The following is a 22,002-nucleotide window of genomic DNA, read 5'->3' as shown; positions in this document are numbered from 1 at the left end:
TCAGGCGGGCTATGGTCAGCAAGCGCCGCAAGCACAGTCGGCTAACCAGCCGAGTTATGGTCAGCAAGCGCCGCAAGCACAGTCGGCTAATCAGCCTGGTTACGGTCAGCAACCGTCCCAGCAGCATGGCTATGCCCCTCAGCAACAGAATATGCCCCGCAGCAGGGCCAACACCCTCAGCAGGGCTACGGTGCTCCACAAGGCTACGGACAGGGTGGCTACCAGTACGGTATACCTCCCCAGAAGTCTATGAAGACTGGGTGGATCATCGGCGGTGTCATTGCTGCGGTTGTCGTTATCGTCGCTGTCGTGCTCGTGCTAACGCTCGGTGGGGACGACGACGGTGATGAGAGCCCTAACGGCACAAGCCAGAATCAGGGACCGATCGGCGGTCAGGGGCCGAACGTTGCACCGGGGCCGGACAGCGGTGGCCAGGGTGGCGGTGACGGTCGTCCGTCTAAGCAAGAGGTTACCGAGAGTTTCTCAGACATGATGTACCAGGAAGGCATTAGCGAAGAAGAGCTCGCGGAAGCCGGCAGGACCCGCGAACAGATCGATAGCTATATCACCTGCATTGTCGACAACATTTACGATGATGTCTCGATTGAGACCCAGGAAGCGCTGGCTAACCGTGACCCGAATGTTGCAACCAATGAGCAGGACATGATTGTAATGGGCGAAGCCACAAACCAGTGCATGGGTGAACTCCTGTAAGCAATCCGCATCAATTTGCTTGAGTGGCAGGACGCGACCGCGTCCCGCCCCTCTTCTCGTTCCGGACTGGTCCGTCCGTCTCAAGTGCATTCCTCTACCCCGGTAAGGCAGGCAAGGAGCGTCTTCCTAGAGATCCATCATTCCCAACCACGGGTTGGCAACGCTGCTCGGCAACGATCAGGGAGTGCGGCCTAGCCGTGGAGTCAAGCGCATCAGGGCGTTTCCGCTGGTTGGGCCTGGGGAATACACCCCTACGATCTGCTATCACTGCATGAACTCTCGGTGCTAAGTTGTTACGCGTACACCGAATCACAGATATGGCGGACAGCCTAGTCTTCGCACTATTCCAGTCCGTACGAGGTGAAACTATGACCACAGGGAACGACAACTACGGAAATCCTCATGGCGGCCAGGGCAACTGGCAGGGCCAGCAGCCCCCGTCAGCTCCCTCCGGACAGCCCGCTGGCTACGGAGCGCCGGGACAGTACGGCAATGCACCTTACGACCAAGGCTACGGAGCTCCCGGTCCGTACGGCCAGCCTCCTCAGCAGGGTGACGGCAACAAGACCGGTATCATTATTGCCGCAGTCGTTGTCATTCTCCTCGTAGCAGGCGCCCTTCTTTACTTCTTCGTCTTCGCTGGCGACGATGATGACGATTCAAACGACGGCGATCAGACCACGACGGAGCAGACGACCGACACGGACGATACTGACACCGACGATCCGTTCACCGACGGCACCGACGAGACTGAGGATTCCCTCACCGACGGCACTGACGGTGGCGATGATCAGCAATACGGTGATCCGAATGCCGATCCGGCAGCATTCCGCCAGGGCATGGAGGACATCCTCGAACAGACTGGTCTCACCCAGGAGACGGCGGAAGCTCAGGGCATCTCCGAGGACCAGTGGAACATGTACCTGGAATGCGTCACCGATGAGTCGCTCCAGCGCCTTAGCCCTGAGGCCATCGAGTCGATCTCGGCTGGCAACGACGTTTATGATTCGCACTCGGTTGACACTCTCTCCGACATTGCGACGCAGTGTGGCACCGAGGCCGGAACCCTCTAAGCACACTCACAACAGCACCGATTGCCCCTTCACAGGAAAACTGTGGAGGGGCAATCTCGGTGATAGCGAGCCTGGGCTCTGTCCGCCTGACAGCGGCCAGACACAACTCCACCACCCGCTCCCACGCTTTCTGTCCCTGACGGTCTAGCACGGCCCATCACCTCGCATGCATAGCCTCCGGACTCCGGGAAGGTGATTCCTGGGAACCAGATCCACCTCAATCTCATGACCAGTAGGCGCATCCACGCCTTCATAAAAGCTGATCTTGCTTCTACCGAGACTGCCCGGAGAGACCTCAGGGGACTAGCTGGATGTCGGCTGAATTCCTGAAGTATTCGGCTCGCACTTGCGGGCAGCAGAGAGTAGTGTGGTAACACACAGGAGATTGGAGAGCAATCATGAATGACAAGCACAGCAAGGAATCAGAGCATCCTGAGGAGAATGCGCCCTACAATCCCCTCTCCCCACATGCCGACGATCCCGCTTACGAGCCGGCACCGACCCATGAGGAGGGGCGTGTTGGACACGGCGGCGAATACGACCAGGAGCCGTACGTCGAGCAGAAGAAGGATACTGAGCCCGATCCGGATGATCGTGGCGAGTACGACCAGAAGAACTTCCGCGACCGTGAGGCCGGACGGCCCGGACGCGAAGACAGCTAACTTGTCGAACTAACCGAAGACCCGCGATTCGTCGCGGGTCTTCCGTTTGTCTGTGTACCGTCACAGTCCGCCACCCACGGCTAGAGGCGACGAGCACCCGACGATGAAGCTTGAGACACTTCCTGTCTGAGTACTCTCCCACTTGAGACACATCTTGGCGCACAGTCCGGTCTCATGAGCATGATGAATAGTCGGACTATGCACAACTAACGAAAAGAAAACGGGCCCCGAAGGGCCCGTTTCTCATGTGCGGTTTACTCAGTGCGAGTAGACGCCGGTGTTGTTCTCAAAGGCGTATCCGATCACGGCGATAATGCCGATTGCGATACCGATGCCGAACATCCACCAGCCAACGGCAAAGCCGGCTGCAACAACAGATGCGGCGACGCCTGCAATAAGGGGCCACCAGGAGTGCGGGTTGAACTCGCCAACGTCGCCCGCTGCCTCTTCGATCTCGCCGTCTTCATCATCGGACGGACGGAAGTCGATCCTCCGTGACGTCAACCACAGGTAGCCTGCAACGAAGAAGAACATGAAGCCGAGGGAAACGAGGGTCATCGTTCCGATTGGTTCCGCATCCGCCACGATCGCGTATGCGATAGCGACAATGAAGAAGAATGCTCCCGGCGGAATAAAGAATAGTGTCTCGGCGACGAGACCGCGCTTCTCGTTCTTGTTTTCGGTCACTTCTTCTCTCCCTCAGAAATCAGGGTCGTAACGGGGTCTCCAGAGATGCGGTCCATGGCCGCGACCTCGGGATGGTGGAGGTCGAAGGCGGGACGCTCGGAACGGATCCTCGGGAGCGAGGTGAAGTTGTGCGCGGGGAGCGGCGAAGCCGTTGCCCACTCGAGCGAGCCACCGAAGCCCCACGGGTCGTTCGGAAGCGGTGCCGGCTTGGGACCGGTGTGCGTCTTCAGGACGTTCCAGAGGAACACGAGGGTGGAAATGGCAAGGACTGCCGCACCGATCGTGGAGATCTGGTTGTAGGTCTGGAAGCCATCCTCCGGCATGTAGTCCGGGATACGGCGCTGCATGCCCTGCACACCCAGCCAGTGCTGAATCATGAAGGTGAGGTGGAAGCCGACAAAGGTCAGCCAGAAGTGCCACTTACCGATCGTCTCGTTAAGCATTCGGCCGGTGAACTTGGGCCACCAGAAGTAGAAGCCCGCATACATGGCGAACACAACGGTTCCGAAGACCACGTAGTGGAAGTGGGCGACGACGAAGTACGTGTCGTGGATGTGGAAGTCCATGGCCGGCGAGGACAGAATAACGCCCGTAACGCCACCGAGGACGAAGGTGAGAAGGAAGCCGATAGCCCACAGCATCGGGGTATCGAAACTCAGTTTTCCTCGCCACATCGTGCCGATCCAGTTGAAGAACTTCACGCCCGTTGGGACGGCGATCGCCATTGTCAGTAGCGAGAAGAAGTTAAGCATGACGCCGCCGGTCGTGAACATGTGGTGCGCCCACACGGTGACGGACAGGGCAGCAATGGTGATCGTTGCGTAGACAAGGCCCTTGTATCCGAAGATTGGCTTACGGGAAAAGACCGGGATGACCTCGGAGATGATGCCGAAGAACGGCAGGGCGATGACGTAAACCTCGGGGTGACCGAAGAACCAGAACAGGTGTTGCCACAAAAGCGCGCCGCCCGCTTCGGGGTTGTAGATCTGTCCGCCAAGGATGCGGTCGTATGCAAGGCCGAAGAGGGCCGCTGCGAGGACCGGGAACGCCATGAGGACAAGGATCGAAGTGATGAGGATGTTCCAGGTAAAGATCGGCATGCGGAACATCGTCATGCCCGGCGCCCTCATGCCGATAATCGTGGCGATGAAGTTAACCGAACCGAAGATCGTGCCGAAACCGGTCATGGCTAGCCCCATAATCCATAGGTCGCCACCGAGTCCCGGCGAAAATGCGTTCGTCGATAGTGGCACGTACGCCGTCCATCCGAACGATGCCGCACCCTTCGGGGTGAGGAAGCCCGCGATGGTGATGAGGCCACCGAACGAGAACAGCCAGAAGCTGAACATGTTGAGCCGAGGGAAGGCGACGTCGGGGGCACCGATCTGGATCGGCACAAGCACGTTACCGAACGCCGTGAAGAGCGGCGTTGCGAACAGGAACAGCATGATTGTTCCGTGCATCGTGAAGAACTGGTTGTACTGTTCCTTCGACTGCAGGAGCATGCCCGGTTCCCACAGCTCCGCACGAATGACGAGAGCAAGGGCACCACCGATGAGGAAGAAGGCGAATGCCGAGATCAGGTACATGTAGCCGATCGTCTTGTGATCGGTTGAGGTCATCCAGGAAACAAGGAGCTTACCCAGCGACTGCTTCTTCGGCTTCAGACCGGGAACGAAGTCCCCTTCGATAATCCGTTGCTGATCATCAGTTGTTGCCATTGCCGGCCTCCTGCAGGTTGTACTGCCTGTTGTACTCGTCGCCGCGCGATCCGGTGTTGCCGGCCTCGCGGAGCCTTTCCATTTCGGCATCGTAGGTTTCGCGGTCTACGACAGCGACATTGAAGACCATCTCGGCGTGGTACTCGCCGCAGAGCTCGGCACACTTACCGGAGTAAATGCCTTCCTCCTGCGGGGTGACCTCGAAGGTGTTGACCCGTCCGGGCATCATGTCGACCTTGTAGAGGAATGCGGGGATCCAGAAGGAGTGGATCACGTCGCGGGACTTGACCGTGAACTCAACGGTCTCATCCACGGGCAGGTACAGCGTCGGGAGAGTCTCCTCGGCGCCAACCTCGTTACCGATAAAGCTGATGCGGTCACCCGAGTAGTAGACGTCATCCGACAGGTAGTTGAAGTCCCAGCTCCACTGCTTGCCGTACACCTCGATCTCGATGTCCGCTTCGCCCGAGACGTCGTTCATCTCGGCTGTTGCACGGGTCGAGAACACGAACAGCACACCGACCATGATGATCGGAACAATGGTGTACATGATCTCGAGAGGCACGTGGTAGCGGAGCTGAACCGGGAGCTGGTTGTCGTTCTTGCGCTTGCGGTACGCGATAACGCACCAGAGCACGAGCACCCATACGAGCAGGCCGACCATGACAGCGGCGAACCAGGCGCCGTTCCACAGATCAATGAGCTGGCTCGTCCTATCCGTCATCTCCCTCGTCGAGGGCAGGAATCCAACGTCGATGCCCTTGCCAGGTTCGCTCGGCGAATGATCCGAACATCCGGCTGCGAGCGCCACGACGGCGAGGAGCGCACCAATGCGGGCAAGTCCTCTGCGTCGTTGCTGTGTTTCACGCACGGTAGTGTACCTTCCTTCACGTTTCCCATCCCGGCTCTTAGCACAGCAGGGGTAGGGACTATCGTCCTAGTCCCCTACTGTACATAGTTTTTTCAGGTTTGAGTGCCACTGAACATAGGAGTTTCAACGTTTCTGCCCGAAAACGGACATTTCCCCGCACCCAAATCGGGTGCGGGGAAACGAAGTGTGATGTGCGACTACTTTGCGGACTATTATTCCGTTGCTGCCGGCGCGGGTAGGTGCCCAACAACATCAACGAGAGCCGCGAGGCCCGGCGTTGACTCGTCGCCCGGGACGAGAAGGAGTACGCGGGAATCTACCGGAACTCCCTCGAGCAGGTCGAAGGGGGAACCCTGACCGATTGTGGCGTTCTGCACACCGCCGAAATCAATCGACTGCTCGTTCTGCGAGTTATCCCAGGTGGCTGCCGAATACTGGAAGTAGACGGTCGTTCCCTCGCCACCGACGACAGGGCCATCGGATTCGGCAATGACGATCGAGGTGGTCTCCTCCGGTTCCTCGGCATCCTCCTTGACGGTGACGGACGCGAGTTCTCCAAGGTCGCCTTCGATGTTGACCGGAAGCTCATCCGCTTCGGTCACGACGGTGGCATCGGGATCGCCAACCTCGTCCGGGGAGACTTTCTGGTCGATGTCAACAACGAAGACAATGGTGTCCTCGGGGCCAATACCCGCAGACTCGTTACCTCCGTTAGGGCCGTAGCCGAGCTCGGCGGGGACGGAGACGATAACGCGCGATCCTTCGGTTTGGCCGGCGAGGCCATCCCGCCATCCCTGTACCACCATGTCGAGACCGAATGCGGTCATCGAGCCGCGGGCCCACGACGAGTCAAAGGTCTCGTCGCTTCCCCACACCTGTCCGGCGTAGTTGACGACAACGAGGTCCTCCGGGGAGACGACGTCGCCGTCACCCTCCTCTACCACCGATACCTGAAGCTGCTCGGGCTCGGTCGCGCCCTCGAAGTCGAGAGAGACGATTCCGTCCTCCTCGACAACGCTTGGCATCCCCTCATCGGAGATGACCGGCTCGACAGCCTCGGGGCGGTTTCCGCATCGGTCGGCTCGTCGGTGGCATCACCGGTCGACTCGCTCGTTGTCGTTTCCCTGTCAGTTGCCTGCGTCTCGGTGTCCTCATCGTTCGAGGAGCAACCGGCGAGCACCAACGCTGATACTGCTGTTAGAGCGGCAATTCGCCGCGACATCGTCATCAGTGGAACGAATCTCCGCAGGCGCAGGAGCCGCCGGCGTTCGGGTTGTCGATCGTGAAGCCCTGACGGTCAATGGAGTCGGCAAAGTCGATCGTTGCACCGTCGAGGTACGGGGACGACATCTGGTCGACAACGACGCCAACGCCGTCAAAGTCGCGGATGAGATCGCCATCGAGCTCGCGCTCGTCGAAGTACAGCTGGTACATGAGGCCGGAACAACCGCCCGGCTGCACCGCCACACGAAGGCGCAGATCATCGCGACCTTCCTGGGCGAGAAGGCTACGAACCTTGTTCGCGGCGACATCGGTGAGCTCAACACCGTGGACTGCAACAGTTTCAGTCATGAGTTTTCTCCTTCAAGGTTTAAGCCCCGGGGGCTATACCAAGATTACGTTGATCCGTTCTTCTTTCCAAGGACCTCCCTCCTATTAAACCGGGAATGTCCTGGGAATATGCTGTTATGTGCGGGCCCAGGTCTGGCTTATTGGACCCATGGCTCGTGCCAGCCCTGCGAGGTTGACGCCCTCGGGCGCGTAGGAATACGACCCCGACAGACCAAACCGCGCCAATTCATGACGCTGCAGTCGACCCTCCCCGTAGATGACGATAACGGGAATGGCATCCTTTTCCGCGTGGTCGGCGAGAGTAAACAGCGAGCGGGGCAGGTCGAGTCCGATCTCACCCGTTACGTACACCACAAGATCAACCTCGGTGAGTCGCGGAGCGATCGCACCGGCAACGACGTCACCCGCCCATGCCGTCCGGGCACCCGCTGCCTGGAGGAGCATGGCCGCTCCCCCGCCGATTCCCGAAGTCGGGCTCTTCGGGTCAAGGTCATCACTCAGGAGGGATTGTCGCGCTGAGCGCGGCAGTCGCCCACCGATGCTCTTCTCCAGCTCCTGTGCCTCCAGCGCGCTAAGCGCGCCGTGCCGGTCGAGCCAGCGGGGTAGACCATTTACTCCGAGAAGTGGCTGTTCGGCAGAGCAGGTGACGAGAACATCCACATCGGCGAACGCCGTGGCAAGATCCTCCACACCGGAGAAACCCATTTCCTCCAGCATGGCTTCCCCGAGATCCGGGAAGACCCTGCGGGGCAGGTTAAGTACGAGCCGCGACGGATTCTCTGCGAGGACCGTAGTAAGAGCTACGCCGAGGCCCCGGGAGTTCTCACCCCACGACTGCGACAGGTCGAGAACCCAGCGCCGATTCGATACGAGGGACGGAACGGGAACGCCGGCTGATTCAATTGCACCCAGTTCCCCTCCGCTCAACTGAGCGAGCACCTCGCAGAGATCGCCTTCTCCGTCGCTCACGGGGACCGAGTCGACATCGGCGCGTTCCTTCCACGGTCCGGCAGCAGCATCGAGGACAACGGAGGCGGGTGCGCCCTCGACTCTCGTTGCGGTAAGCAGGATGTTCACTCGGCGAGCCTCGCCAGAAGCAGTGCCTCGGCAAGAATTGCGTTGCGGAGCACCCCAAGGTGAAGGGATTCGTTACCGGAGTGCGCACGCGTGTCGGGATCCTCGATCCCGGTCACAAGGATCTCGGCCTGCGGGAAAACCTTCGCCAGGTCGGCAATGAACGGAATCGATCCGCCCACACCGATGTCAACGGGCTCGGTCTGCCACGCATCGCGTAGCGCTCCGCGGGCGGTCTCCATGACGCCGGTCTGCTCCGCCTGGAAGGCGGGGCCCAACTCACCGGGACCGAACGACACCTTCGCACCGAAGGGAGCGTGTTCGACAATGTGCTTCTTCAGCGCCTCGTGCGCTTCGGCAGGTTGCTGGCCGGGTGCGGTACGGAGGGACAGTTGGAAGCGGCACGACGGAATGATCGTGTTGGATGACTTCTCCACCGAGGTCGCGTCGAGACCGATAACGGACAGCGCGGGCTGGGTCCACAGGCGAGAAGCCATCGAGCCTTTGCCGACGAGCTCAACGCCCTCGAGCACACCTGTGTCGTTGCGGAGCTGGTCCTCCGGGTAGTCAGCATCTGCGTCGTCGTAGCCATGCAGACCGGCAACCGCCACCGAACCGTTCTCGTCGTGGAGCGTGGCGATAAGCCTGGAAGCGACGGTCACGGCATCGAGAACCGGGCCACCGTACATGCCCGAGTGGAGCGCGTGATCGAGAACGTCGACGGTGACTTCAAGCCCGACGACTCCGCGAAGCGAGGTGGTCAGCGACGGAACATCAACCGTCCAGTTGTTTGAGTCCGCGACAACGATGACATCGGCCGCGAGACGATCGCGGTACTCGTTAAGAAAATCAACGAAGGTCGGTGAGCCGATCTCCTCTTCACCCTCGATAAAGACAGTGACCGAAACGGGCAGTTCGCCAAGCGAATCCAGTGCGCGAATCGCGCCGGCATGGACCAGAATTCCGGCCTTGTCGTCGGCGGTACCACGGCCGTACAGGCGACCGTCCTTCTCGACCGGCTCGAAGGGCTCCGTGTCCCAGGTGTCGCGCTCGCCGGGGGGCTGCACATCGTGATGTGCATAGAGCATGACGGTGGGAGCACCGGCGGGACCTTCGCGGTGGGCGAGGATGGCGGGGCGTCCGGTGCCGTTGCTTTCCGTCGCAAGCTTGATCGTTTCAATGTCGGTAAAGCCGGAGTCACGAAGGATTTCCGTCACCTTCTGCGCTGAACGGTCGAGTTCGGACTGGTCAAAGGCCGAGGAGGAAACCGACGGAATCCGCACGAGATCCTCGAGTTCTGACCGGACGGCTGGGAGTGCAGCATCAACGGCGGCACTGTATGTGGCGAGATCTGTCATGTTTCAAACCCTACTCGTTCCGCGTTACGATTGGCATGTGAGCAAGGAACAGGATTCGGACAAGCCCGAGGTCATCAAAGCAGAGACCAGAGGTAAAGGCAGGCCCACTCCCACTCGTAAGGAGGCCGAGGCCGCGAACCGTCGTCCCCTCGTTCCGAAGGACCGCAAGGCCGCCAAGCGCGAGGCACGCGCGCGTCGCGACGCCGAGTTCCAGCGGGAACAGCTGGCCATGAAGACCGGCGATGAAGCCCAGCTACCGTACGCGCACAAGGGCCCCGTTCGCCGCTGGGCGCGCGACTACATCGATGCTCGCTTCAACATTGCCTCGTACTTCTTTGGGCTTGCTCTCGCAGTTCTGCTTCTCGTTTTCCTGCAGATCCTCAACCCGGACATCGCTGTTATCGCCATGGTGATCCTCTACGGCGTCATGCTCATCATGCTGATTGACTCGTTCATTGCCTCCGGCAAGATGAAGAAGAAGGCCGTTGAGAAGTTCGGCGACGATCGCGTACCCCGCGGTATTCGCTGGCAGATGTTCGGCCGCACCTTCTACCCGCGCCGCTGGCGCCGCCCCATCCCCATGGTGGACCGTGGCGAGTGGCCCGCAGGCGCCAAGTAGCCCGGCAAGCAGGCCGACCGGCGCGTAGCCCATCGTCACGAACGAACTTGTTGAACGGGGAAGGAATCAATCCTTCCCCGTTACTTGTCTGTCTATTTGTCTGTCGCTGAGCCACTTCCCCGTTCAACTATCCGCAGGGTTTCCAGGGTGACTCAAATCGTGCAACTCCGGTGCTTGTCCGACATTGACGGACGCTCTATCCGCTCACTGTAGAACGCATCTACGTAGAACACATCTGCCGCTACCGTTTTCTCTGCCTAGTTCTTGTGCTGGGACTACCCTTATGTCCCCGTTGCTGGGAATACCCTTGTTCACCTGGTCAGCGCCCTATCCTCCCCGCTTACCGCGAGGCTAGACTCGTGGCGTGGTTGATTACGTATTTCTCGGTGACTCCGGGCTCAAAGTTTCTAATCTTATTTTCGGTAACTGGCTAACTCATGGAAGCCAGGTCGAAGAAGAGGCGGCAACGGCCTCCGTTCATGCGGCTCTCGACGCCGGCATCACGACCTTCGACACTGCCGACGTGTACGCCAACGGCGTTGCCGAGGAGGTCCTCGGCCGGGCACTGGCCGGCGTTGATCGCGGGGATCTTGAGATCCTCACGAAAGTCTACTGGCCAACCGGCAAGAAGCGGCACAACGATTCCGGACTGTCCCGCAAGCACATCATGCAGTCGATCGATAGGTCGCTGAAGCGGCTGGGAACCGACTACGTCGATGTTTACCAGGCGCATCGCTACGACGTTGAAACCCCGATCGAGGAAACCATGCAGGCGTTCGCCGACGTCGTCCGCGCAGGCAAGGCACTCTACATTGGTGTATCGGAGTGGACCGCCGAGCAGATCAAGTACGCCCACGATTTCTCGAAGGAACTGGGTTTCCAGGTCGTCTCGAACCAGCCCCAGTACAACATGCTGTACCGCGTGATTGAGCCCGAGGTCGTCCCCATGTCGGAGCGTTGTGGCTTGAGCCAGATCGTTTTCTCCCCCATGGCCCAGGGTGTTCTTTCCGACAAGTACGAGATCGGCAAGCCGCTTCCTGCCGGCAGCCGTGCAACCGACGAGAAGGGCGGCGCCCGCACCATCCAGCGTTACCTTTCCGACGAGATCTTGCAGGCAGTTGCGGACCTCAAGCCGATCGCCGACGAGCTCGGAATTACTCGCGCGCAGCTTGCCCTTGCCTGGGTTCTTCAAAACGACAACGTCGCAGCCGCAATCATTGGCGCATCTCGCCCCGAGCAGGTCAATGAGAATGTCAAGGCCGCCGACGTCGTCATTCCCGCAGAACTCATGGCAAGGATCGATGATGTTCTCTTCGACGTCATCATCGACGATCCGAGCCTTACCTGGGAGAACGCCCCGCACGAGCGCCCCGAAATCCGTCTCGGCTAAGGACGGATCACTCCCACTCACGAGCATTGTCGATCAAGCAGACGAACAACAGCGGTAATCGTCCAAGCAAAACATGACAGCAAAGCTAAACAAGCCCGATGGCCCCGGAATTCCCGGACCGTCGGGCTTGTTCGTTCGCCGTGCTAAAAGCTCCTCAATAAGAGAGTAACCAGGGCAGATAGCTATCAGACGGATAGCCATCCAAGAACCATCGGAGAGCTACACGGACAGGTGCGAGAGGGCTCGGTTGAGCTTCCCCGGGAGGCAGGGACCCTCGTAGACAAATGAAGAGTAGACCTGAAGCAGGTCCGCTCCGGCTCCGAGCATGGCGTGAGCGTCATCGATGGAGGTGATACCGCCAACACCGATGATGATCTTATCGAGCGGCAGCGCATCCCGCAGGGTCCGAACGACTTCCAGGCTGCGTTCCGCCAGTGGCTGTCCCGAGACTCCCCCGCGCTCGTACTCGTGCTCAATCGTCGTGTTAGTCGCGACGATACCGTCAAGGTCTTCGTCGATGACGATCTGACCCATGGCACGCACATCGTCAAAGCTCATATCAGGAGCGATCTTGATGAGCAGAGGGACGTGGCGTCCACTCGCTTCGTCCGCGGCGTCCCGGGTCGCCTTGATAATCGGGGCTAGGGCCTCGGCCGTCTGAAGATTCCGTAGCCCCGGGGTGTTGGGTGAGGACACGTTGATAACAAGGTAGTCGACGTATGGTGCGAGGCGGGAAGCTGCGATCCGGTAGTCACCGGCAGCTTCTTCTTCCGGCGTGCACTTGTTCTTCCCAATGTTCGCGCCGATCACGATGGAGCGGCCCCGCTTTGTGCGACGCAGTTCCTTGAGACGCTCGCCAATAACCTTCGAACCCTCGTTATTGAAACCCATGGCGTTGCGAAGGGCGCGTTCCTCGGGGTGGCGCCACATGCGAGGCTGTTCGTTACCGGGTTGCGGCTCTGGAGTCACGGTACCGATCTCGACGAACGCAAAGCCCATCGCATCGAGGCCCTCAACGGCCGTGGCATTCTTGTCCATGCCGGCGGCAAGCCCAACGAGACCCGGGATGCTACGACGGAAGACCGCTGTCTCCTTGGCTCGTCCCCGCCATCCAATTGTTGATCTCATGAGAGGGGCGAGCGGAGAGCGACCTGCTAAGCCAATGGCTTCAATGGAGCCGGAGTGGGCCGCTTCAGGGTCGGTTGATGAAATAACCGTGTCGAAAAGGAATCGGTAAAGCACGGCGCCAGTCTATCTGGCTAGCCGTTGCGCTGCGCCAATCGGGCCGGCGACGAATGGTAGAGCCAAACGAGTGTGGCAACAGCGAGAGCCGTCGGAACGTACCAGAAGGCGATGCCACCATCGCGCCACGGGCTCCAGCCGTCGAGCGGCAGTTCAGCAAAGAGCCCAATGATGGGCATGACAACGTTGGCAATAGCGGTGCCCCAGGCGACACGCCTCATCCGTCGTCCGTTGTGGAAAAGACCCGCCGTCATCGCCACCCACGTGGCACCGGCAAGTAGCGTCAGCAGCGCGGTCCCGGGCAGGGTGTTCATGAAAGCGCTGGTAGCGCCCACAATCGCGAGCCACGCGAAGATGATCGTGAAGATGAGGATGATGAAAAGAAGAATGCGGGCGGATCCGTGCGCTGAGCGACGACTATCCGACAGTCCATGCGACTGGGAATCCTTATCCACACCGGCCTCCTTTAACCCCGCTATGATGATAGACGTGTCTGAACTGAACTTTATTCAACAAGCCCCCGATAAGACCACTGCAAACGTCCTGGTTGTGCCTGTCGTCACTGGTGCTGACGGCGTCCACGCGCACGTCGCGGACCTCTCCAAGAAGGCCGTGACCTCGCTGGACGCACTGCTCCCCACACTGGGAGTATCCGGCAAACTTGGCTCCCTGACTCGCATTCCCGCCCCGTCGGGCTTCTCCGCCGAGACGATCGCCTTCGTCGGCACCGGCAAGGACGCGGACGCTCTGGAAGCAACTGACCTGCGTGAAGCGTTCGGCGCAGCCGTCCGCGGACTGTCGCACGTCTCACATGTGGCACTCGCCGTAGCGTCCGACGATCCCGAGGCTCTCTACCAGGCTGGCCTTGGTGGCCTGCTCGGCGCCTACACCTTCGGCGACTATAAGGTGCAGCCTGCCCCGGCAGAGCAGATCACGGTCGTCTCCCCCGCCAAGCTGAAGAAGGCGGAGTTCGATGCTCTCGCCGACGAAGCAGAAATCGTCGCAGAGGCAGTATGCGAGGTGCGTAACCTCGTCAACATCCCGGCGTCCGACCTGACTCCCGTCAAGTTCGCTGACATCGCCGAAGCGTACGGCAAGTCCGAGAAGAGCCTCTCGGTCCGCGTCTGGGACGAGAACGAGCTTGAGAAGGACGGTTTTGGCGGAATCCTTGGCGTAGGCCAGGGCTCCGTGAACCCGCCCCGTCTCGTCCGCGTCGAATACAAGGCACGCGGCGCCAAGTCCACCCTCGCCCTCGTGGGCAAGGGCATCACCTTCGACTCGGGCGGCCTGTCCATCAAGCCCGCCAAGTCCATGGAAACGATGAAGACCGATATGACGGGCGCTGCCACGGTTCTCGAGACCGTTGTCGCCGCTTCCCGTCTCGGCGTAAAGACCAACCTTGTCGCTTGGCTCTGCCTCGCCGAGAACATGCCGTCCGGTTCGGCAACCCGCCCCGGCGACGTCCTCACCATGTACTCGGGCCGCACGGTCGAGGTCAACAACACCGACGCCGAGGGCCGCCTGGTCCTGGGTGACGGCCTTGCGCGCGCAGTCGAAGAGAAGCCGGATGCCGTCATCGACGTCGCAACCCTGACCGGCGCGCAGATCGTGGCGCTCGGTGGCCGGATCTCCGGTGTCATGGGAACCGATGAGACCCGCAACGAAATCATCGAAGCAGCCGACGCTGCCGGTGAGGACATGTGGCCGATGCCGCTACCGGATCACCTGAAGTCGGGCTTCGACTCCCTCGTTGCGGACACAAAGAACTCCGGTGGTCGTGGAGGCGGCATGCTGTCCGCAGGTCTCTTCCTCGCCGAGTTCGTTGGCGACACCCCCTGGGCACACATCGACATCGCGGGCCCATCCTTCAACGAAGAGGGCCCCTTCGGTTCCACCCCCAAGGGCGGAACCGGCGTTGCCGTCCAGACGCTCCTCGCCTGGATCGAATCGCACACCGCTGAGGCTTAAGAGAAACTGAACGGTCACTTAGAGCCGCCTGAATAAGATTTGCTCCCCGGATTGAACCACATTGTTCACCTTCCGGGGAGCAAATCTATGGAAGCAAGAGTTCAACCGAACGCGCCAGCTTGGTCAGTGTCGAGCCAGCTCATGTGATTCTTTGTCGTCTCGTTCTTCCCTACCCCCGGCTTATCCACAGTCCACAGGCGAATAAGCACGTTGCGAGTCTCGATCGGCGCTATTAACTTCGTTACATGTCATGTGATCAGACAAGCTGATCCGGGCTCGATCGAACCTGCAATCGGCAAAATTCACGACGTGATTCTGCCCCACCGACACTGTCCCTAGGCTCCAACTTGTCGGGATGGGACTGGGCGCAGAGGACCGTGAAAGCTGGGTTGGATGGGCCCTATTTGTTCTTGCGGGACCATTCCCGCATGCGCTGCGGATAGCCGGTACGGATGATCTCGTAGAACGGTAAACCTAGCTCTGTGGCAAGGTTAGCGGCCTCTTTGGGGCTTGGAACCTGGCGTCTGGTCCATTCGCCATCGCGCGCAACGAGGATGAGGGCGAGGGGTTCTCGGGCTCCTGCGGGTTCCAGATAGGCTTCCACGCCTTTGCGTGTTGCAACGAAATCCTGAAAGTGGTCACGCGTCGCATTTCTGCGCTCACGCGAGCCACCGCCGCCCAGTCGAGAGAAGATGCCCATGGGGTCCAGTGTACTTTCTTCGTCAGCGGTGAGGTGAACCTGACCGAACTGCCATGACGTTTGGCCTAGAAAGTGGAACAATAACTATGTGTAACGCGACCGTTCGGTCGGGTTGTCGAGTTGAGATTAAGGGAGATCTACGTGGCTGACACGCAGGAATACGACATCGTCATCCTCGGTGCGGGATCGGGCGGCTATGCGGCTGCCCTGCGCGCAGGACAGTTGGGATTGAAGGTCGCGCTCGTTGAGGGCGACAAGGTTGGTGGCACATGCCTCCACCGCGGCTGCATCCCGACGAAGGCCCTTCTGCACGCGGCTGACGTCGCTGACGAGGCGCGCGACGGCGCCAGCATTGGCGTCAAGACCTCGTTCGAGGGAATCGACATGGAGGCACTGAACTCCTACAAGGACGGCGTCGTCGCCCGCATGTACAAGGGCCTCACCGGTCTTGTCGCATCACGCAACGTGGAGACCGTCGAAGGCTGGGGTCGCCTCACCGGCCCGAACACCGTCCAGGTTGGCGACCGCGTCCTGACCGGCAAAAACATCATTCTCGCCACCGGCTCCTACTCGAAGTCGATCCCGGGCCTCGCAATCGAGGGCCGCGTCATCACCTCCGAGCAGGCTCTGCGGATGACAGAGGTTCCGGAGTCCGTTGTCGTCCTCGGCGGCGGCGTTATCGGCTCCGAGTTCGCTTCCGCATGGAAGTCGATGGGTGCGGATGTCACCATCATCGAGGGCCTGCCGAACCTTCTCCCGAACGAGGACGCGGCAGTATCGAAGGCTCTCGAGCGTGCCTTCCGCAAGCGCAAGATTAACTTCAAGACGAAGACCATGTTTGACCGTGTCGAGCAGAACGACAACGGCGTCAAGGTCTACACGCAGGATGGCAAATCCTATGATGCCTCCTACCTGCTCGTTGCGATCGGCCGTGGCCCGGCCACCTCGAACCTCGGTTACGAAGAGCAGGGCATCCCCATGGATCGCGGCTTCATCACCACGAACGAGCGCCTCCACACCGGAGTCGCCAACATTTACGCGGTCGGCGACATTGTTCCCGGCCTCCAGCTCGCACACCGCGGCTTCCTCCAGGGCATTTTTGTTGCCGAGGAGATCGCAGGCCTTTCCCCCAAGGCCATCGACGAGAATCTCATTCCGCGCGTAACCTTCACCAACCCGGAGGTTTCCTCCGTCGGCCTCAACCAGTCGGCCGCCGAGGAGAAGTACGGTAAGGAGAACGTTGAGGTCACCGAGTTCAACCTCGCGGGTAACGGCAAGTCGCAGATGCTGGGAACAGCAGGCTTCGTCAAGCTCGTACGCGAAAAGGACGGCCCGATCGTCGGCTTCCACGCCATTGGCGCCCGCATGGGAGAGCAGGTCGGCGAAGGCCAACTCATGGTTGCCTGGGAGGCCTTCCCGGAGGACTTCGACGACCTCATTCACGCTCACCCCACCCAGAACGAGGCCGTGGGCGAGGCTGTCCTCGCTCTTGCCGGCAAACCGTTGCACACCCACAACTAAGCTCAAGGAGACGCATACAAAATGTCTGAAGCAATTAAGATGCCCGCGCTGGGCGAATCCGTCACAGACGGAACGGTCACTCAGTGGCTGAAGAATGTGGGTGACACCGTCGAGCTCGACGAGCCGTTGCTCGAGGTCTCGACCGACAAGGTTGACACGGAGGTCCCCTCCCCCGTTGCTGGCGTTCTCGAGAAGATCGTCGTCGAGGAAGACGAGACCGTCGAAGTTGGTGCCGTCGTCGCCTACATCGGTGACGGCTCTGGCTCGTCCGACGACTCCGGTTCTGACGATTCCGAGGCCGAGGCTCCCGCTGAAGAGGAACCCGCTGAAGAACCGGCCGAGGAAACACCCGCTGAGGAAGCTCCGGCAGGGAAGAAGGAAGAAGAGCCCGCTCCTGCCGACTCCGGTTCCTCCGAAGGCGAGGAAGTCCCGATGCCGGCTCTTGGCGAGTCCGTCACCGAGGGCACCGTCACCCAGTGGCTGAAGGAGGTTGGCGACGAGGTCGAACTCGACGAGCCGCTCCTCGAGGTTTCCACCGACAAGGTTGACACCGAGGTTCCCTCCCCCGTCGCAGGTACTCTCCTTGAGATCCTCGTCGGCGAGGACGAGACCGTTGACGTTGGCGCCCCCGTCGCCATCATCGGTTCCGGCGCTCCCGCCTCGAAGAAGGAAGAAGCACCGAAGGAAGAGGAAGCTCCGAAGGAAGAACCTAAGGATGAGTCCGCTCAGTCCGCTCCCGAGGCGCCCTCCGCACCGGCAGCCCCGGCTGCCGAGTCTGCTTCGGCAGCTGCCGAAGAGCCGAAGGCAACCGCCGAGGTGAAGACCGCTCCGGCCGTGTCAGCAGCCGATTCCGCTTCCGGTAGCTACGTAACCCCGATTGTTCGCAAGCTTGCTCGCGAGCTCGAGGTTGACCTCTCTTCCGTTGAAGGTACCGGCGTTGGTGGCAGGATCCGCCGCCAGGACGTCGAGGCTGCAGCCGAGGCCGCTAAGAAGGCCGCGGAGGAAGCAAAGAAGGCAGCCGCACCGGCCGCCGCACCTGCAGCAGCTCCCGCGAAGTCCGCAAAGGTCACCGAGGTTTCGCCGCTACGCGGCACGACCGAGAAGATGAGCCGCCTGCGCCAGGTTATTTCCCAGCGCATGATGGACTCGCTCCACGGCTCGGCTCAGCTCACGACCGTTGTCGAGGTTGATGTGACGAAGGTTGTCGCACTGCGCACCGCAGCCAAGGAGAGCTTCCAGGCCAACGAGGGCGTCAAGCTCACGTTCCTACCGTTCTTCGTTAAGGCCGCAACCGAGGCCCTCAAGGCCCACCCGAAGATCAACGCTCGCATCGTCGATGAGAAGAACATCGAATACTTCGGTCACGAGCATGTCGGCATCGCTGTTGACACGGAGCGCGGCCTCATGGTCCCGGTCATCAAGAATGCGGGCGATCTCAACATCGCCGGCATCTCGAAGGCCATTGCTGACCTCGCCTCGCGTACCCGCTCGGGCAAGGTTTCCCCGGATGAGCTGTCCGGCGGCACCTTCACGGTCACAAACACCGGTTCCTCCGGTGCTCTGTTCGACACCCCGATCATCAACGCACCCGAGTCCGCCATTCTCGGCGTCGGCACGATCGTCAAGCGCCCGGCTGTCGTCAAGGACGAGTACGGCAACGAGTCCATCGGTATTCGCAACTACATTTACCTGGCACTGTCCTACGATCACCGCCTCATCGATGGCGCTGACGCAGGCCGCTACCTGTCAGCAGTGAAGGCCCGCCTCGAAGAGGGCGACTTCGCTTCCGAGGTTGGTCTCTGAAATCAGATAACCAAGCCATAGGTTAGAGTGAGGGGCCCGCAACAGCGGGCCCCTCACTCTTGTCTTCTCCAGAGCGTTGCCCACAATCTCAAACATGTCCGGTGCTCAGTCACGGGAATACTCCCGCCGGCGACACCCGGTTCGGCCGGACGCCGTCAGCCTCAGGCCGGCTCCGCCGGCCCCGAGCGGCACTGCCAACTAAGACTGGCACCTCCGAAAGTATCGGAATAATGTCCAAATACCGATACACTCTTCTTCGCCCTGTTCCTTCAATCGATCGCGCTACATGAACGTCCTGTCCTCTTTTACCAGCTATAAAGATCTTCCCCGTCTGTGGGGAGGCGCCTTTATGCCACTCGCCTTCGTTGGAAGGCTCCCCACGTCGATGATCATCATCGGGGTCCTCACGCTCGTGACGAGCCACCACGGCATTGCCGCGGCCTCGATCAGCTCGGCTGTTCTGGCCATTGCCACCGGCATCGGTCAGCCCCTCATCGGCAAATGGACGGACGGTGCGGGGCAGCGCCTCCCCTTCCTCGCGCTCGGGCCCGTCAATGCTGGCACGCTTGTCACCCTCATTGCCGTCACGGTCGCGGGGTTGCCCTTCGCGGTTGTCCTCGGTGCCTGTGCTCTCGTGGGCCTCACAACCGTTCCCGTTGGCGCTCTCATGAGGATTCGCTGGTATCCGGTGGCACGGACACCGAAGGCGCTGTCAACGGCGCTTTCCTACGAGACTGTCGCCGATGAATTGAACTTCGTTCTTGGCCCCGCCGTCGTCGGCATCCTCGCCTCAACGATCTCCCCCGAGGCGCCGCTGATCGTCACGGCGGTCATTGGCATCACCTGCATAACCGGCCTGGGCCTGCACCGCTCCACCCCCCAAAAGGTCGTGGACCCGGATCCCACAACGGTGGCGCCTTCCCTGTGGAAGATCATCGCGATTATTTGGGCGGCGCTATTTTCGATGCTGTGTCTCGGCTCCTACTTTGGTTCGATGCAGACAGCAACCACCGCGGCAGCCGAGATCTTTGGATCCACGTCCTACGCGGGCCTGATCTATGCGGCCATGGGGGCGGGCGCAGCAATTACCGCGCTCGGTGCGGTGGCGATCCCCGAACGCATCTCGCAAGGCACCCGCATTGGAATCTCCGGCATAGCCCTCACCATTCTCGTCCCCATCGCCCCGCTGACAAACGATCCCTGGCAACTCGCCGGCGTGCTTTTCGTCCTCGGACTGTTCATCGGTCCCGCCTCTGTGGCAATGTTCACTCTCGCCTCACGGCTGGCCCCGAAGGGCGGTGACGGTGTCGCCATGACCGCACTCGGTGCGGCAAACGTTGGCGGCGTCGCCATTGGTGCTGCCGCGGCCGGACAGTTGCTTAAGTCAGAGCTTGCGTACGGCTTCTGGGTGGCCGCGGCGTCCGCTTTCGTCATGGGAGTCATAGGTTTCGTAGCGGCCGCAAAGCATACGAGGCGCTAGACTAGGGCCCATGGCAAAGGACGATAAGAACCCTCAGGGTAAGCGCAAGTGGCATCAGCTCCTCGGCGACGGATTCAAGATCGCCAAGAAGAGCTACCCCTACCTGCCCTGGCTTCTCATTGGCGTATTCGTTGTCGTCACGGGCGGCTTCATCCTCATCGGCTTCCTGCTCGACAACTGGATTCTCTGGACCATCTCGGGCGTGATCCTAGGCCCGATGCTCGCGATGGTGACCCTCACTCGCTTTATTGAGTCGGCCTCCTACAAGCAGATGGAGGGGATGCCGGGAGCGGCCTCCGCCGTTATCGGACGTATCCGCCGCGGCTGGTCTTTCCAGGAGGAGCCCGTCCGCTTCAACGCACGTACGCAGGACATGGTTTTCCGACTGATCGGTAAGCCCGGCGTCGTCCTTGTCACCGAGGGCCCGACGAACCGCGTCAATAAGCTCGTGGAGGAAGAACGCAAGCAGGCCCGCCGTATCGCCCCGAACGTGCCGGTTCACACCGTCAACGTGGGCACTGATGATGGTCAGGTCCGCCTCGCGAAGCTCATGAAGTCGCTCAAGAAGCTCCCGAAGAAGCTCACCTCCGCGGAGGTCAGCGTTGTTGCTAAGCGCTACGACTCGATCAAAACAAACCAGCTTCCGATCCCTAAGGGAATCGATCCGTACAAGATGCGCCCGGATCGCAAGGCCACCCGCGGCCGCTAAGGCCCAGCCCAGCAGTCATCTTCTTCGTCACAAAGATCTCCGGTCCAGAAACGCCTGGGCCGGAGATCTTTGTTTCTCAGCATCGGAAGCACCGGGCTACTTGATCGAAACGCCGCGCTAGTTGATGACCGACCTTTCGGCATATCGTCAGCGTGCACTCCCAGTTGACTCAAGTGGCGGCCACTGCCCGGCCAGGCGGAACGATTGCTTGATGACCCAGCTTTTCCCGAGTCGATCTCGGGACCTAGCCCGCGTTAACGGAAAGCTCTGCAAGATCCCCGACCTGACGAAGGCATGGGGATTGGTCGGGCAACGTAACGAGAACGTGGCGGCTTGTTCCACCGAGCTGGCTCGATATCGAGTCGATGAGTCCTCCACGAGGGCCCGAATGGCGACGCCGTTGAAACCTGAGTTCTAGCGCACCCTCGTGATCGTGGTCTTCATGAGGGCGTCGTGGTAGCTACGACCGTCGGGAACCGTGAAGATTGCCGGGATGACAAGGCAGAGGAGAACAGTGCGGCCAAGGGCCTTGCGAGGCCCGGGTAACTGGCCATTGATCCGGCGAACGGCAATGCCGACGATGAAGTGGCCGATGGTTCCGCCGATTGTGCCGATCAGGAGGAAGTTCATGAGGGCGAACATCCCCAGGGTTGCCCATTCGTTGTAGTTGAAGAAGCCCATCGAAATTGCGACGGCGACAAGCCAGTCAATGACGAGAGCGATCAGCCTGCGTCCGAACGGAGCAAGGGGGATTGTGTCAGCCATGAAAACCATCCTAGTGGGTCAAATCTTCACATCAGACATTCAACATGTGCCGAGCAAAACAGTGGACGGCCTG

21 protein-coding genes are annotated in these 22,002 nt (G+C 60.6%); 10 read left to right on the top strand and 11 right to left on the bottom strand.

The genetic code is table 11. The annotated features are described in order from the left end of the window. Positions 1–249 precede the first annotated feature (249 nt). The 3 genes from EJ997_RS02330 (at position 250) to EJ997_RS02320 (ending at position 2,449) form a co-directional block, all read left to right on the top strand. Entirely contained in the window at positions 250–714 is a 465-nt protein-coding gene (locus EJ997_RS02330) for a hypothetical protein (RefSeq protein WP_126703159.1), read from the top strand. Between the two features lie 368 nt (positions 715–1,082). Beyond that, the gene (locus EJ997_RS13360) at positions 1,083–1,787 is read left to right on the top strand and encodes a hypothetical protein (RefSeq protein WP_126703158.1); all 705 of its coding nucleotides are present in this window, start codon (positions 1,083–1,085) and stop codon (positions 1,785–1,787) included. Between the two features lie 398 nt (positions 1,788–2,185). After that, positions 2,186–2,449: a hypothetical protein gene (locus EJ997_RS02320; RefSeq protein WP_126703157.1), complete on the top strand. Its 264-nt coding sequence runs from the start codon at positions 2,186–2,188 to the stop codon at positions 2,447–2,449. Positions 2,450–2,707: 258 nt separating this feature from the next. On the opposite strand, the gene ctaF is transcribed toward EJ997_RS02320, so the two are convergent. From ctaF to EJ997_RS02285, 7 genes are all read right to left on the bottom strand, one after another. Beyond that, positions 2,708–3,136, bottom strand: coding sequence for an aa3-type cytochrome oxidase subunit IV (ctaF, locus tag EJ997_RS02315; RefSeq protein WP_126703156.1), 429 nt, complete (start codon positions 3,134–3,136; stop codon positions 2,708–2,710). Beyond that, complete coding sequence (gene ctaD, locus EJ997_RS02310; protein ID WP_126703155.1) at positions 3,133–4,857, bottom strand: aa3-type cytochrome oxidase subunit I; 1,725 nt, start codon at positions 4,855–4,857, stop codon at positions 3,133–3,135. The genes ctaF and ctaD overlap by 4 nt, the downstream gene beginning before the upstream one ends. Continuing rightward, on the bottom strand, positions 4,844–5,728 hold the full coding sequence (gene ctaC, locus EJ997_RS02305; protein ID WP_206501761.1) for an aa3-type cytochrome oxidase subunit II: 885 nt from the start codon (positions 5,726–5,728) through the stop codon (positions 4,844–4,846). Before ctaC ends, ctaD begins: the two co-directional genes overlap by 14 nt. 212 nt (positions 5,729–5,940) lie before the next feature. Beyond that, positions 5,941–6,753, bottom strand: a complete 813-nt coding sequence (locus EJ997_RS02300) for an FKBP-type peptidyl-prolyl cis-trans isomerase (RefSeq protein WP_126703154.1) — start codon at positions 6,751–6,753, stop codon at positions 5,941–5,943. Positions 6,754–6,955: 202 nt separating this feature from the next. Then, positions 6,956–7,300 carry a HesB/IscA family protein gene (locus EJ997_RS02295; RefSeq protein WP_126703153.1) on the bottom strand — a complete coding sequence of 115 codons (345 nt, stop codon included), beginning with the start codon at positions 7,298–7,300 and terminating at the stop codon, positions 6,956–6,958. Between the two features lie 114 nt (positions 7,301–7,414). Further along, complete coding sequence (locus tag EJ997_RS02290) at positions 7,415–8,377, bottom strand: glycerate kinase (protein WP_126703152.1); 963 nt, start codon at positions 8,375–8,377, stop codon at positions 7,415–7,417. Next, on the bottom strand, positions 8,374–9,732 hold the full coding sequence (locus EJ997_RS02285) for a dipeptidase (protein ID WP_126703151.1): 1,359 nt from the start codon (positions 9,730–9,732) through the stop codon (positions 8,374–8,376). Before EJ997_RS02285 ends, EJ997_RS02290 begins: the two co-directional genes overlap by 4 nt. A gap of 37 nt (positions 9,733–9,769) precedes the next feature. Between EJ997_RS02285 and EJ997_RS02280 the strand changes: the two genes are divergently transcribed. Both EJ997_RS02280 and EJ997_RS02275 read left to right on the top strand, forming a co-directional pair. Continuing rightward, entirely contained in the window at positions 9,770–10,351 is a 582-nt protein-coding gene (locus EJ997_RS02280) for a DUF3043 domain-containing protein (protein WP_164719723.1), read from the top strand. A 364-nt stretch (positions 10,352–10,715) separates the two neighbouring features. Further along, positions 10,716–11,741: an aldo/keto reductase family protein gene (locus tag EJ997_RS02275; RefSeq protein WP_126703149.1), complete on the top strand. Its 1,026-nt coding sequence runs from the start codon at positions 10,716–10,718 to the stop codon at positions 11,739–11,741. Between the two features lie 219 nt (positions 11,742–11,960). Here EJ997_RS02275 and EJ997_RS02270 read toward each other — a convergent pair whose 3' ends face one another. Both EJ997_RS02270 and EJ997_RS02265 read right to left on the bottom strand, forming a co-directional pair. Continuing rightward, positions 11,961–12,983 (bottom strand): quinone-dependent dihydroorotate dehydrogenase, encoded by a 1,023-nt coding sequence (locus EJ997_RS02270; RefSeq protein WP_126703148.1) that lies wholly within the window; start codon positions 12,981–12,983, stop codon positions 11,961–11,963. 17 nt (positions 12,984–13,000) lie between these two features. After that, positions 13,001–13,438, bottom strand: coding sequence for a hypothetical protein (locus tag EJ997_RS02265; RefSeq protein ID WP_126703147.1), 438 nt, complete (start codon positions 13,436–13,438; stop codon positions 13,001–13,003). Between the two features lie 34 nt (positions 13,439–13,472). Here EJ997_RS02265 and EJ997_RS02260 point away from each other — a divergent pair, with 34 nt between their 5' ends. Continuing rightward, positions 13,473–14,951, top strand: coding sequence for a leucyl aminopeptidase (locus tag EJ997_RS02260; protein WP_407644337.1), 1,479 nt, complete (start codon positions 13,473–13,475; stop codon positions 14,949–14,951). Positions 14,952–15,351: 400 nt separating this feature from the next. On the opposite strand, the gene EJ997_RS02255 is transcribed toward EJ997_RS02260, so the two are convergent. Further along, a complete protein-coding gene (locus tag EJ997_RS02255) occupies positions 15,352–15,651 on the bottom strand; it encodes an oxidoreductase (RefSeq protein WP_126703146.1) in 300 nt (99 codons plus the stop codon). 141 nt (positions 15,652–15,792) lie between these two features. Here EJ997_RS02255 and lpdA point away from each other — a divergent pair, with 141 nt between their 5' ends. The 4 genes from lpdA (at position 15,793) to EJ997_RS02235 (ending at position 21,164) form a co-directional block, all read left to right on the top strand. Further along, a complete protein-coding gene (lpdA, locus tag EJ997_RS02250) occupies positions 15,793–17,172 on the top strand; it encodes a dihydrolipoyl dehydrogenase (protein ID WP_126703145.1) in 1,380 nt (459 codons plus the stop codon). A gap of 21 nt (positions 17,173–17,193) precedes the next feature. Beyond that, positions 17,194–18,975 carry a 2-oxoglutarate dehydrogenase, E2 component, dihydrolipoamide succinyltransferase gene (gene sucB, locus EJ997_RS02245; protein ID WP_126703144.1) on the top strand — a complete coding sequence of 594 codons (1,782 nt, stop codon included), beginning with the start codon at positions 17,194–17,196 and terminating at the stop codon, positions 18,973–18,975. 286 nt (positions 18,976–19,261) lie between these two features. Next, positions 19,262–20,455, top strand: a complete 1,194-nt coding sequence (locus EJ997_RS02240; protein ID WP_126703143.1) for an MFS transporter — start codon at positions 19,262–19,264, stop codon at positions 20,453–20,455. Between the two features lie 10 nt (positions 20,456–20,465). After that, positions 20,466–21,164, top strand: coding sequence for a DUF4191 domain-containing protein (locus EJ997_RS02235; RefSeq protein ID WP_126703142.1), 699 nt, complete (start codon positions 20,466–20,468; stop codon positions 21,162–21,164). A gap of 414 nt (positions 21,165–21,578) precedes the next feature. On the opposite strand, the gene EJ997_RS02230 is transcribed toward EJ997_RS02235, so the two are convergent. After that, positions 21,579–21,929 carry an RDD family protein gene (locus EJ997_RS02230; RefSeq protein ID WP_164719720.1) on the bottom strand — a complete coding sequence of 117 codons (351 nt, stop codon included), beginning with the start codon at positions 21,927–21,929 and terminating at the stop codon, positions 21,579–21,581. Between the last annotated feature and the right edge of the window lie 73 nt (positions 21,930–22,002).

Origin of the sequence: Flaviflexus ciconiae (genome assembly GCF_003971195.1) — a bacterium.
In the GTDB taxonomy this organism is placed as follows: Bacteria; Actinomycetota; Actinomycetes; order Actinomycetales; family Actinomycetaceae; genus Flaviflexus; species Flaviflexus ciconiae.
This window is presented reverse-complemented; position numbering and strand designations above follow the sequence as displayed.

Coding starts and splice junctions, on each gene's coding strand:
- EJ997_RS02330 (WP_126703159.1), top strand. CDS start 250: ATGAAGACTGGGTGGATCATCGGCGGTGTCATTGCTGCGGTTGTCGTT.
- EJ997_RS13360 (WP_126703158.1), top strand. CDS start 1,083: ATGACCACAGGGAACGACAACTACGGAAATCCTCATGGCGGCCAGGGC.
- EJ997_RS02320 (WP_126703157.1), top strand. CDS start 2,186: ATGAATGACAAGCACAGCAAGGAATCAGAGCATCCTGAGGAGAATGCG.
- ctaD (WP_126703155.1), bottom strand. CDS start 4,857: ATGGCAACAACTGATGATCAGCAACGGATTATCGAAGGGGACTTCGTT.
- EJ997_RS02300 (WP_126703154.1), bottom strand. CDS start 6,753: ATGCCAAGCGTTGTCGAGGAGGACGGAATCGTCTCTCTCGACTTCGAG.
- EJ997_RS02295 (WP_126703153.1), bottom strand. CDS start 7,300: ATGACTGAAACTGTTGCAGTCCACGGTGTTGAGCTCACCGATGTCGCC.
- EJ997_RS02285 (WP_126703151.1), bottom strand. CDS start 9,732: ATGACAGATCTCGCCACATACAGTGCCGCCGTTGATGCTGCACTCCCA.
- EJ997_RS02255 (WP_126703146.1), bottom strand. CDS start 15,651: ATGGGCATCTTCTCTCGACTGGGCGGCGGTGGCTCGCGTGAGCGCAGA.
- sucB (WP_126703144.1), top strand. CDS start 17,194: ATGTCTGAAGCAATTAAGATGCCCGCGCTGGGCGAATCCGTCACAGAC.
- EJ997_RS02240 (WP_126703143.1), top strand. CDS start 19,262: ATGAACGTCCTGTCCTCTTTTACCAGCTATAAAGATCTTCCCCGTCTG.
- EJ997_RS02235 (WP_126703142.1), top strand. CDS start 20,466: ATGGCAAAGGACGATAAGAACCCTCAGGGTAAGCGCAAGTGGCATCAG.
- EJ997_RS02230 (WP_164719720.1), bottom strand. CDS start 21,929: ATGGCTGACACAATCCCCCTTGCTCCGTTCGGACGCAGGCTGATCGCT.